This is a genomic window from Candidatus Zixiibacteriota bacterium, from assembly GCA_018820315.1.
Classification (GTDB): Bacteria; Zixibacteria; MSB-5A5; order JAABVY01; family JAHJOQ01; genus JAHJOQ01.
On record JAHJOQ010000017.1, the window covers coordinates 1 to 12,204 of the forward strand.

The 12,204-nt window shown below is 50.7% G+C and carries 9 protein-coding genes; all 9 read right to left on the reverse strand.

Going from position 1 to position 12,204, the window contains the following annotated elements:
• Positions 1-756: hypothetical protein (locus tag KKH67_01610; GenBank protein MBU1317869.1), on the reverse strand; the 756-nt coding region annotated here is incomplete at its 3' end.
• Positions 757-795: 39 nt separating this feature from the next.
• Positions 796-1,725 carry a PorV/PorQ family protein gene (locus tag KKH67_01615; protein ID MBU1317870.1) on the reverse strand — a complete coding sequence of 310 codons (930 nt, stop codon included), beginning with the start codon at positions 1,723-1,725 and terminating at the stop codon, positions 796-798.
• Positions 1,726-1,933: 208 nt separating this feature from the next.
• The gene (locus KKH67_01620) at positions 1,934-5,395 is read right to left on the reverse strand and encodes a TonB-dependent receptor (protein MBU1317871.1); all 3,462 of its coding nucleotides are present in this window, start codon (positions 5,393-5,395) and stop codon (positions 1,934-1,936) included.
• A 250-nt stretch (positions 5,396-5,645) separates the two neighbouring features.
• Positions 5,646-6,503 (reverse strand): lipoate--protein ligase family protein, encoded by an 858-nt coding sequence (locus tag KKH67_01625; GenBank protein ID MBU1317872.1) that lies wholly within the window; start codon positions 6,501-6,503, stop codon positions 5,646-5,648.
• Between the two features lie 181 nt (positions 6,504-6,684).
• Positions 6,685-7,275 (reverse strand): hypothetical protein, encoded by a 591-nt coding sequence (locus KKH67_01630; protein MBU1317873.1) that lies wholly within the window; start codon positions 7,273-7,275, stop codon positions 6,685-6,687.
• 112 nt (positions 7,276-7,387) lie between these two features.
• On the reverse strand, positions 7,388-10,291 hold the full coding sequence (locus KKH67_01635; GenBank protein MBU1317874.1) for a sigma 54-interacting transcriptional regulator: 2,904 nt from the start codon (positions 10,289-10,291) through the stop codon (positions 7,388-7,390).
• Between the two features lie 41 nt (positions 10,292-10,332).
• Complete coding sequence (locus KKH67_01640) at positions 10,333-10,692, reverse strand: hypothetical protein (protein MBU1317875.1); 360 nt, start codon at positions 10,690-10,692, stop codon at positions 10,333-10,335.
• Between the two features lie 369 nt (positions 10,693-11,061).
• The gene (locus tag KKH67_01645) at positions 11,062-11,847 is read right to left on the reverse strand and encodes an electron transfer flavoprotein subunit beta/FixA family protein (protein MBU1317876.1); all 786 of its coding nucleotides are present in this window, start codon (positions 11,845-11,847) and stop codon (positions 11,062-11,064) included.
• A partial coding sequence (locus tag KKH67_01650; GenBank protein MBU1317877.1) for a ribonuclease III occupies positions 11,844-12,204 on the reverse strand: 361 nt, incomplete at its 5' end. The genes KKH67_01650 and KKH67_01645, both read right to left, overlap by 4 nt.

Consider the following 12,204-nt stretch of genomic DNA (forward strand, 5'->3'; position numbering starts at 1 on the left):
GGAGGTCCATATATCGGTCGAGTCTCTGTTCCAGGAATGATCGACTTCATAATTGTCCCAGATGATTCCAACCGTATCATCGACATCCTCAAACGGTCCATATACCGTCCAGTGAAACTCAAAATCAGGCTGCTTGCCGGGATAGTCCAGCAGGTCGGAACCTGACCACCGCACAGAGATTCCCGAAAGCTGAAAACAAGACTCGGAACAGGTGCCGGCAATGACCGGACTCGGGATACTGTCGACTCTGGTGTCGGGAAGGTGGTTGGCACGCTTCAACACGCGAAACACCACTTCAGATCGCGCACCGAAATTATCTTCCGCCTGAATGAAGAAACACTGGCTAACGAAACTATCCGGGTTTTCATGGGCAAACAACCTGATGGTTCCCGAAGTCGATACAGGAACTTCTTTGACGACTATCTCTGTCCAACCCTGATAGCCATTCTGTCTTGACGCCTCAATGAAGCACTCAGGACATACATTGTCGCCATCAAACATCATATCATCGAAGGTAACGACATCGTATCGATACTTAGTAATGTAACCATCTCTGTCCGTGGCATACCAGTGAATCTCCGGATTAAACAGGAACGATGCCGAATCGATCGGGATGTTCGCCAAGAACACCTTCGGTGGAAAATTAGGTGGCGGATCACCATTATTACTCAGTTCACCGCATCCGGGTAAAAGAAAAACCAAAGCAAGCACGGCGAGAGCCACCGCTGATGTCGCTTCTATCTCTCGTCTATACATCAATACCTCCAGTGATGACAAGCGCATCCTAGTCGCTTATCAGAATTTGAACCCCACGCTGAAGATATGAATATTCTCCAGCAGGCCGAAATCGTGGAAACCGTAATCGATGCCAAGATCGAAATCAGACACCGATAACCTGACACCACCACCGATAGCAAATCCCGCTGCCGAGTCAGTCTGGTACTTGCGACCAACTCGGAGGGTGTAATGCTCATCATAGCTGTATTCAAGGCCCATCGTGTAAGACTCGAAGTTGTCAGATGGATGAGCACCCTCGGCAGACAATGTGGCACGATGCACATGATTCTCGACGAGGTTTACCGATCCGCCAAACTTGAAATTAATCGGAAGCGGGAACTCGTCATTAAGGAATCTCAGCTCCGGACCGAAATTCGAAATGACCATCGACATCTTAATCCCGCGGTAGCCGGTGCTATACGTTGTTCCGATATCTGCAGCCCAGCCGACCGCTCTTTCCTCGGCATACAACTCTTCGATGAATTTCCACGTGGCACCGATACTGAAATGATCAGTTAGACTCCGCGCGTAGGCGACCGCCAGGGCATGCTCCTGTGCACTGAAAGTCCTGCCCGTGTATCCGAGCGAATTCTCATATGTGGTCTCAAGCATATCACCGGCATCCAGCGCGTAAACGGCCACACCCAGAGTGCCACCGAAGCCGTAAAGCGGTATGCCAATAGCAGCGAATTCATAGTTGATATCCGCAACGTAGCTGATATGAGTGAGAATCACATCTTTGCTGTCAAGCTGCGTCAGACCGGCAGGGTTGTAATGTATCGCCGTAGCATCGTCAGAGATCGCCGAGAAGGCCCCGCCGAGCGCGACGGCTCTCGCCGAAACACCTAACTCAAGAAACTGCGCGCCCGCCTGGCCTACCTTTGACTGACCTAAGACAGCTGAAGGCAAGATCAGTAGACAGACAAAAAGTAAGCAGCAATAACGCATATATGCCTCCTAACTCAACAAACCGGAGTTTGATCTATTCTCATTTAATTCACGGCGCTTCAGCGAATCGGCGTACGCCGTACGAATTATAGAGCCAGCTTCAGCAGCGACTCCTGCCGTGTTGTTTCTTTCTAACCTAAGCTCCGTCATTTCAGACGCGCCTTTCGCTTTCAAATCGTCCTCTGGACACAAGGCCACTTACGGTTCCCTAGAAATTGACTGTCAGTCCGAGTCTCACGTTTCTGCCCGGATCGGTCCACCAGGGAATCTTGTCAAAGTCATTACCGCCTCTGATAACGCCATTGAGGTTGTTACTTGTGTCTGCACGTCCCGTAGCCGTATGCACATCCTGGATGTTTCTGTTGTCGAAAACGTTTTCAACCCAGACCTCGAACGAGTAATCTATGCTGAACGCCGAGAAATTCTTGTTGAACCTGATGTCCACTGTTGACGACGACGGCTTTCTGAGACCGTTCTTGATAACCTTCTCACCCGCCTGCAGTGTCAAACCGGGATAATTTGCTGCCGGAGTGAACGGTAACCCGGAACTCCACTGCCACAAGACATTTACACCCCAGTCATTGGGAATCGAATAGCCGAACAGCTTCGGGTGATCAGCCCTGGAGATGCGCAGATCAAAATTGAGAGTGATTGCATGCCTGACATCCCAATCAAGCGGGTACTCCTGAATCGGTATCTCATTGTGCGCCACAAGGTCCTCAAAATTGGAGTTCTCAGATGAAGCTTTGCCGTATGCAAACGCATATGTGTAACTCATGTACCCGGAGACGAAGTTACCATACTTTTTGGCGAGCTCAATCTCAAACCCTCTCGTACGGCCATAGTCATTGTTCTGATATTCGGAGTACCTGGTCACTGTACCTTCGTACACGGGCGAGGAGTTGATTATGCCGAAAATGTCTTTGTAGAAGCCGGAAATATCAAGAACATAGTCCCCAGACAGATTGTAGCGAACGCCAAACTCGTACTGTACTGTTTTCCCGAAATCGAGGTTCGGATTGCCCAAGATCCCGGTATTTTGCCCAAGCCTCTGGTACATATTTACGTATTCCGGAAGCTGGTAGAAATGGCCGTAGTTGAAGTAGATTTTCGCTTTCTCGGTAATCGGGTAAGATACTCCGACCCTCGGAGAGAGTTTACCGCGACTGCTGACAACATCCCTCCCAGTCTCGGCATATGACTTGATCAGCGTGTCGACGCCATCCGATTGGAAAAAGAAGTCATATCTCAATCCGACTCTCGCTACGAGAGAACCGTATTCTACGATGTCCTGAATGAAGAATGCACCCTCGACCGGATCGTGTTTGTAGAAGTCTCTCGCGGAGCCGCGATCAGAATATGGCCCGCCGATTGAAGCGACTTCTTCCGATGCTCTGTCCCAAGGACCTGTGATCTCAGCGAATTCCAGCTCAAGGAATCTAAGCTGGAATCCGGTCTTGAGCTCATGCTCACGGACCAACTGTTTTGTGATCTTGAAGTCTGCAGTCCACACATTCGAGCTGTTCTCCTGATAATGTGGATCCTCACCTAGACCACTTCCAACATGGTAACCGTAATCGAGGAAGCCATCATTGCCATCCCACTTGCCGTTCCCATTGGCATCGACAAACGGCTCGCCGGCATCATATGCGTTGTTAGCAAGATCATAGATGCCATTGCCGTTTAGGTCTCGGTACGGGATTCCGGGGGTCCAAGGAGCATCACGACCATCATGCTTGCCGTTGTGGTTCAGGTCCTGATTATAGAGCGGGTCGACCGCCTTGGTAAACACGTCTATGCCATAGTCGAAAACACCGTTATTGTTGTAATCATGGAAGGGCTCTCCCAGATTGACATCGCCGTCGGTGAAAGGCTCAGCGACATCAAGACCGACGACTGATCCGAGCTCGCGGTCGAATCGATTGTTGCCGTTTTGATCATTCTTGACCTGATCTCCACGGTCCCAGCGACCATTGTTGTTTACATCAACAAAGGGCTCGCCTTCATCGAAATCAATCAGACCGTTGCCGCTCCAGTCCCACAGAATTGTGTCAACGTAGGTATCGACAAAGTCCTGTTGATTGCGCCAAGGTATCAAAGGGTCTTTCTCATCGTATCTGATAGAATCCCCAAACCATGGGTCGTAGAGCAAATACGGGTGATGATTGTCCCACCCGAATCCTCCGGGGGGAGCATAACTTGCAAGTGTATCCGGGATGAACACATCACCAAAATTGTACTGCTCCCCACCGTACGCATAGCTGGTATCACCGTAAACATTGATGAAAGGCTCCGGCGCATCATACACACCGTTGCCGTTTCTGTCAGTGAATGATTCCCATTCGTTTCTGAATCTGAATTGATCGGGTGAAATGCCCGCGCCCGGATGCGCAGGATCATCCGGCTTCCTCACATACTCATGGTACACCCTCGACAGGACGATCTCATAGAATGTCGACTTGCTGAGCTGATGCGTCATGGAAAGAGACAACCTCTCATTCATGTCATTACCGATCGGAGCGGTCTCCGGTGTGTACCGATATTTCCAGGAGAAGACCGTCTCATCCTTCCATATACCCTGGTAGTTGAAGACCATCTTGAGATTGTTGGTGACCTTGTAGGTCATCTTCGCGGTCATAGAAAACGAATTCTGCTGTCTATCCCGCAAAGTCAGACCAAGGATATCATGCTCGCGCCAGTTACGTTGCCTGGAGGGAGAGGTGTATTCGTCATATGCATAAGCTCCATCGGTCTTGTATACATCGACCGAAAAGAAGTAGAAGAGCTTGTCTTTGAAGTAATCTACACCCAGAGCAGGCAAAATATTGCGCGCGAAAAGCGGCTCCGGTCCGCCAAGTGAGAAATAGAGCCTATCGTATTTGTTAGAGTAGGTGTTCAAATTAGGGGCGCGGAAGTTATCAGTATAGAGTTCGATATGTCCTTCCGTAGTCACCGATCCAGTCTTGGTGCTGACTGTCACGATGCCGGACATCGCCCTTCCGAACTCCGGATCAAATCCGCCCTTGATAATCTGGATCTCTTCAATCGTATTCGATGACAGATTCATACCTGCATCGGTTGGACCGAGACCGCCGAGGGGATCCTTGGTTTCGACACCGTCAACCACGTATGACACCTCACCGCTTCGACCACCTCGAATGTGAAGTTCGCCATAGCGCTTTACCACTCCGACAGTGGCAGCAACAATTCCATCGACGTCCTGAACAGGCATCGCCTGGAGCTGCTCTTTACCGAAAACCACACTCGACCTCGGGTTCTCCATCTCCATAACATCTCGCTGGCCAATGACGCGCTGGACAATGTCAGATTCAAGAGTTGTGGATTCCAACTCTACGTTGACTTGAGCCGTTCGACCAGTGATTACCTGTACCTCGTCAACCTGCATTGTATGATAGCCGACGAGCTTGAAAGTTATAGAGTAGGTTCCGGGGGATACATTTAGAATCAGGTAATCACCGTCGACTGTAGTCAACGCTCCCTGACTGGTACCGGCGATCTGTACAGCTACACTTGGAAGAGCTTCGCCAGTTCTCTTATCAACAGCGACTCCCGTAATCTTGCCAGTGACTGCTGCCTGAACAGCGCTGACACTGAGTAGTGCCACAACCGTCGCCACCAAAACCAGAATCGCTCTTCTGGCATGGAACATTTGCATTCCTCCTTATCCTATGATGCCAACAATTATCATCCGCCTGAATTGCAACTGCACAATTTGATGTGCAGTAGCACTATAAGTTCCCTGTGTATGAGCCTCTGTCGGGTGAGTACTACCCTGACCGAAGCATTGGCCATACGCAAGTTCCTAATTTGCATTTTACGCTCACATGTGTCAAGCCCTTTTTAGGCTTTTTCCATTGTCCGCCATTAACTAAGACTCTACTATGTCGAGTTTGTTTAATCTAAAACCTCTCATTCCAGGAACTTTTTGCATACTTCTCGCGCTCAAGGCGGGCAATACTACCCAAGTCAAACATCGATCCAGGATTCTCCTCCCGGACCACGTCACCATTAGAGACAGACAGCGCGGACATAAAGGCATCCCGGAGCCTTTCCCAACCGATCTTCTGCCTGAGTTCCTCCTCGATAGAAGAGACCGAATCGGAGAATTCCCTGAACAAAGCACCATCCACACCTCTCCTGGTGAAGAAAAGCTCCTCGTTTTTCGGATCGATCCGCGACAGTCTGATTGACCCCTGAATCAGGAAGCGGCCGCCCGATCTATACTGTGCAATGCCTGCAATCTTCTTCGCGCCAATTGTGATCTCATATCTGCCGGAACTCATGAAACAGGGCGATTTGAAATCTCCGCGAACCACTCCGGATGACGCATGCCCGGAAGAGATATGAGCTTCGATACCAAGCTCTGCCAAGAGTCGTATCAGCGTTTCAGCCGTGCGAATATAGTCATCCTTGAATGCTGACATCGACTCTCCCTCTGTCGGGCTGATTCCGCAGTGAGTGAAACAGACATCACCGCGATGCCAAATCGCCCGCCCGCCCGTTGGGCGTCTGACCATGTCTATCTCTTCCCTCTTCAGGAACTCGAGGTTCACCGTCTCTCGGACTTTCTGATTCCTTCCGATCGACACAGCGGCAGGATTCCACAAGTAGAGCCTCCATATGTGACGGCCCACTCCGGCCACAGACTCAAACAGTACTTCATCCAAAGCCATGTTGTAGCTGCCTCGGGCCTCCGGTTCCCGTCCGATTACGAGTACTGGCGGACATTCTCTATGTGCTATATCATCAGGCGCCATAATTATTCCGGGAAATAACAATGCAAGGGGGACAAAATCAAGATATTTGACAGGATTCAGAGGCGACTCCGCAATGATCACTATGCGGAGCCTCAGTATTATAAATAGCAGAAAATCGGAGGAAGTCTATCGGCAGTGAGGAGATCGATTCCAATGAAAGAATCGCCAGTGGTATCAGATGTTATCTTGCAGTGACTCCTTGAGTCAGCAGAGTTCCATCAAAGCCATAGGCAAGCGACGAACGACTCCTCAGGCTGAGTTGTAGCTGCCTCTCCTTCGGATCAAAAGAGTACGCCACAGCCCAGTCAGTCGAGGGGATTCTCCAAAGCACTTTGGTTTTCTCAATGTCAATGAAGATGAGCATCGCTGAATCGTGAACATTCTCGCTATAACCGGTCTGGAATGCGGCATAATACCCGTCATCCGAAAGCCCCAGCCCCACTACACTCGAACAAATCGACTCTCTTACAACAGTCCGACCGTATCTATCCATGGCCAGGAACTGCGAAACACCGCCGCCGCTTTCCGACCACGTATCGAGGATGAAGAGTCCCCTGTCAGAAACGCGGGCATGTCTGATATTCTTCAATCGCTTGTTCATCAGCAGCTCCCGATCCTTGAACAAGACAATCCTCTCGCTGCTGTCCTCTATTGACTCTCCCCACGCAATCAGATAGGATCCATTTCTGGACTTGTGGTGCCGCCCATAGAACGTGATTTCGGGAATAAATATCTCACCACCGATGATTGTGTACGACTCACTGCTCTTCACGGTAGTCTCCCTCACTCGCCCGGATACACGAACTCCTGTAATTATGCACTATTGATCGGGCAGAGGGATGTCAGAATCTGTCAGTGTAAAACGGACTTTCTTGTAGTAGTTACTACGACTTTCTGATGTCGTACTGTTTCATCTTGAGACGCAGCGTCGATTCGGGGATTTTAAGTGCGGTAGCGGCGTGTTTCTTGACCCATTTGTTCTCCTGCAGAGCCTTGACAAGGAACTTCCTCTCGAAATCCCCAAGGTACTCGTAGAGAGAAAAACCTTCGCTTGAGAGATCAAGATTCGGTACTTCCGGCCCTTCAGCCTGGTCTGCCATCTTGAAAAACTTCCTGGAAAGAAGACTGGTTTCCACGATGCCGTCTGAATCGCAGAGCAACACCAGTTTCTTGATTTCGTTTTCGAGTTCGCGAACATTGCCGGGCCATGAGTACTCGACAAGCTTGTTAAAGGCCTCAGGTGAGATAGTGATCTTTCGTTCCGCCTCACTCAGGAAATGCTCGATCAGAAGTGGAATATCATCTCTGCGGTCGTGAAGCGGCGGTATTTTCAGGGTCAGCGCAGAAAGCCTGTAATAAAGATCCTGCCTGAACGTACCGTCCTCCATGGCCGTCTTCAGATCGCGGTTGGTCGCCGAGAGAACCCTGACGTCGACTTTTCTACCCGAAGTTTCTCCGAGCCTGACGACTTCCTGATCCTCCAGCACTCGCAACAACTTCACCTGTATCGAGAGGGGCATTTCACCAATCTCGTCAAGGAAGAACGTGCCTCCGTCAGCCTCTTCGAACAATCCGGCCTTGTCGCGATCGGCGCCGGTGAACGCTCCCCGCTTGTAACCAAAGAGTTCGCTTTCGAGAAGCGTCTCTGGAAGCGCGGCGCAATTGACGCTGATGAATCGTTTGGCTGCGCGAATTGAGTTATAGTGTATGGTCTTTGCAATGAGGTCTTTTCCGCAGCCGGTATCACCAACCACCAGTATTGATATCGGCGAATCTTTAACCTGAACGACTCGATCGAGCATGCGCAGCATCTCGGCGTCACGCGTGATCACATTCGGGAATGCACACTTCTCCTCAAGCTGCTGGCGCAGGCGACGATTGTCCTCTGCCAACTCAGACTGTTCAGCCTCCATCGCTTTAAATGCGATCACGTCCGAGAAAGCCACTGCAAAATCTAGGTCCCTCTGGCCGAAGAATCTCCCGCCCAGACTCGCGACATCCTTCTGCAGAAGCAAAAGCCCAATCTCATGATCGGAGATTCGAAGTGGAAACAAGATCAGACTGGTTGCCTCAGGGAAACTGGTCATAAACGGAGAGAGGCCGTTAACTCCCGCGAAATCAGGGGCAGTGGCAAAAACAGGCCTGCCCTCGAGCTCTCTGATTTGATCTGCGGATAACAAACTGCATGTCTTGGACATGCGCTCGTCACTGTATTTGATTGATACGAGCACTCTGAATTTCTTCTCGGAGTCGAAAATAGCCACGAACGCATGGTCGGCATTTGTTCGTCTCGCAAGGACATCAAGATTCTCTTCAAGTGTCCCCTGCCGAACATTCTTATATTCGCTATCGCTTAGATACGTCTTGAACAGCAGGAACTCATTGTGGGGAGATAGAGAGCTGTCGACAAGCTTCTTTTCGAATTCACGTCGCATCGAGCGCACTATTTTCGTCTTCTCCGTCTCGCCGAGCGCCCCGAACATCTCCTCTGCCTCTTCGATGGCTTTAAGCGCGAGATCAAAATTGCCGAACTTTGCATGCAGACCCGATTCGATCATCCAGCTCTCAGCCGTATAAAAACGGGCATCCATATCGTCGAAGACGAATCGTGCCGTGACAATATGCGCCTGAGCCCGGCGATACTCATACTCCGAATCATGCACGAAGCTCTCGCAGGCGAAATCGAGAAGGGCCAATGCCCGGTCGAACTTGTCGGCAAGCCCTGAGAATGTCTCCTCCGATTTCCTCAAATACTCAACGCCCGCATCGAGCTGATCGAGCCTGATCCTGGCAATTCCGAGGACGCGCAACGCATTGGCAATCTCGACCTTCTCACCGATCTGCCTTGCGACACGCAACGCCTTCTCCGCATCGTCAAGCGACTTGCCGTATTCACCGATGGCCAGATGCGCCTCAGACCTGTATCTATGCAGCTGTGATGAGAGCGCACTTTCCGGAGCGATTGATTCTGCCTCTTCAATGCCGGAATTGAGAGCGCTGATTGCCTTGTCAAACTCGCCGAACTCGATGTAGTACTTGCCCAGATACTCTTTGAGTATGATTGCTTCACGCTGGTACTGTCTGTCCTGCCCGATGAGATGCTTGACTTCTTCAAGACAATACCATGCCTGCCTCTGATTTCGTCTCAAAGTGGACAGGTAGCCCAGTGATAGCAGGTTGATAACAAGCGACCGCTTAACATTGTAGAGCCGGTTCTTCTCTATGCATGATTCGAGCAAATCCGCGGCTTCATCCCACTGACCGGTCAGGATATAGATCCTTGCGAGGTTGGCACTATAGCGGGTCAGCGATATGGCAGCCTTTTCGTTGGTTGCGGCATGGCTTCGGAAACTCTCGATAGCTTCCTTCAAATACTTTGCGGCCTTCTCGTAATCGCCACGTACCTGGAGTACCCATGCCAGGCGATTGTAGCAGCTGAAAATTCCCACTCGGTCGCGAATGCGACGGAACGTTGCAAGAGCATCGCGAGCATAGCTCTCGGAGTTATCAAGATCACCGAGTGAGGCGTAGATTCTCGACAGGATCAGCTGGACCTTACCGATCTTCTTGTTCTCAGTTGAAAATCGTAAGATATCGAATGATTTGAGGGCAAGATCAAGCGCGGTTTCGTAGTCGGCCTTCGCGTGTAAAACCTTGGCAGAAAGGAACAGGATCCACCCTGAATCGGTGGAGTCAGGATTCGGGGCATTCTCCACCCTGAACTCTTCGAGTTCCTTTGCCGCCTCATCAAGTTTCCGTTCGGAAATCAGAAGTTCGATGCGGTCCAAACTCCCTTGGGCGGTATAGTCAGTTTTGTTTTGGTCTGCACTCATTTTTCAGATGCTGATAGTCTGCTCCATGGCAGAACGATTCCCGGCTCTCCAGCTCTCCCACGCGAAGAATGATGCACTTCGCTCTTCCTGACGTTAAATCCTCCGTCACTGCGCAGATACAACATGCCGTTTCCAAGAACTCTGGCAGGATTGAAATCTGACGGAAGGATGATGATGATGCCACTAGTGCCTCCATCAGTGTCTGTCCCACCATTACCATGGATGACACCATTGGTATCACTAGTGACGACTTCGTCTTCATCCCACGGATGTTCCGCGGCTGGAAGTGAAGATAGCCAGCAAGCAGCCAGGAAGAGGCTCACGAGAAAGAGCCCTATTAGTCTGAACGACTTCATAAAGACCGCCTCCTGCATATTTCGATATGGCTCGCGCCTATTGCTTTTCTGAGGTTCATGGCGAAGATATAACCTCCCTGTATATTAGGTAAGCATCGGCGCAGAATTTGTCAAGTCTTTTCTGACCCGCAATGTGTCTTTTTTCTCCATGTCACCTATCTCGTTAAATCATAACCCAATAGCCTTGCGCAATGTTCCTGATCAGACGCATCTTGAACCGTACCGTTCGTCACATTTTCAAACGCAGACTCTGCGACGAGCGACAGGTACGGCTATCGGCTGGTCCTAAGAATGAGTGGTGAGAAAATAAGAAAAGAGGGTGACCGAAGTAGTCACCCTCTCATATATCCGATGCAGTAAACGAAAGATCTATATTACTTGATTCTCTCTCAGTCTCTGGAAAAGCTTCTCGGCAATTTCCTGCGGGCTTTCCCCCGTAATCATCTCCCCTTCCGGACGTGGAGGCGGATTCTTTGCGTTGTCTACTTTGCTTGCCGATGATGCACCAACCATTGCGGTATCAGCACCTATATCAGCGGCGGTCCAGTGCGGTATTGTTGCTTTCTTTGCCTTCATCTTTCCTTTGAGCGACGGCAATCGCGGCTCATTGATCTCTTTGACCAGCGACAGAACCGACGGCATCGTCAGTTCGCAAGTATCGTAGCCATCTTCCGTTGTGCGATTGACAACGATCTTGTCTGCATCGTAGTTCTCAATCTTCTTCACGAACATCGCCTGAGCAAGGCCGAGGTTCTCTGCGATTGCGGGCGCAACCATCGCATTGTCGGAATCGATAGCCTGCTTGCCGCAGAGCACGAGATTATAATCGCCGACCTTCTCGATAGCTTTTGCGAGAATATATCCGAGGGCTTGCCCGTCGGAACCGGCAAAAGCAGCATCATCCAGACAAATCGCTTCATCGACACCAAGAGCCAGTGCCTCTTTCAGAGCGACCTCGCTCTCCTTACCGCCGACCGACATCGCTGTGATCTTCCCCCCATCCTTCTCCTTAATTCGCAGAGCCTCTTCGAGAGCGTACGTATCGAACGGATTGATGATTCCCGGGCCCTGGGGATAGCTAACGGTTCCGGAGGAATCGTCGACTTTGATCAAGGCAATTTCAGGCACCTGTTTGACGCATACTATGATGTTCACATTTCCTCCTGACCTGTCTGTTTCGGTCGTCGTTTCCGTGCAAGTATTCTCGCTTCCTGTTGGGCTCTTCCCGCGGCAACCTGCTCGGCCTCTTTCTTGGAATGTCCGGACCCTCTTGCAAGCTCCACCCCGAACCCATGCACGACTACTGTGAAAGTCTTGTCATGGTCCGGTCCAGATTCACTTATTACGTCGTACCGCGGCGTCCCGGCAGAGGCACCCTGAGTGATCTCCAGCAATTCTCCCTTGAAATTCCTGATCGCTCTGTTGTTCTGCACTTCCGAGATACGCGATACTACGAATTTTCTTACGAAGTCCTCGGCCGGTCCGATGCCGCCATCAAGATAGATGGCGCCA

What these genes read in the sequence shown, in the direction of transcription:
- KKH67_01615 (MBU1317870.1), bottom strand. Translation starts at nt 1,725, where the DNA reads ATGCGTTATTGCTGCTTACTTTTTGTCTGTCTACTGATCTTGCCTTCA.
- KKH67_01620 (MBU1317871.1), bottom strand. Translation starts at nt 5,395, where the DNA reads ATGTTCCATGCCAGAAGAGCGATTCTGGTTTTGGTGGCGACGGTTGTG.
- KKH67_01625 (MBU1317872.1), bottom strand. Translation starts at nt 6,503, where the DNA reads ATGGCGCCTGATGATATAGCACATAGAGAATGTCCGCCAGTACTCGTA.
- KKH67_01640 (MBU1317875.1), bottom strand. Translation starts at nt 10,692, where the DNA reads ATGAAGTCGTTCAGACTAATAGGGCTCTTTCTCGTGAGCCTCTTCCTG.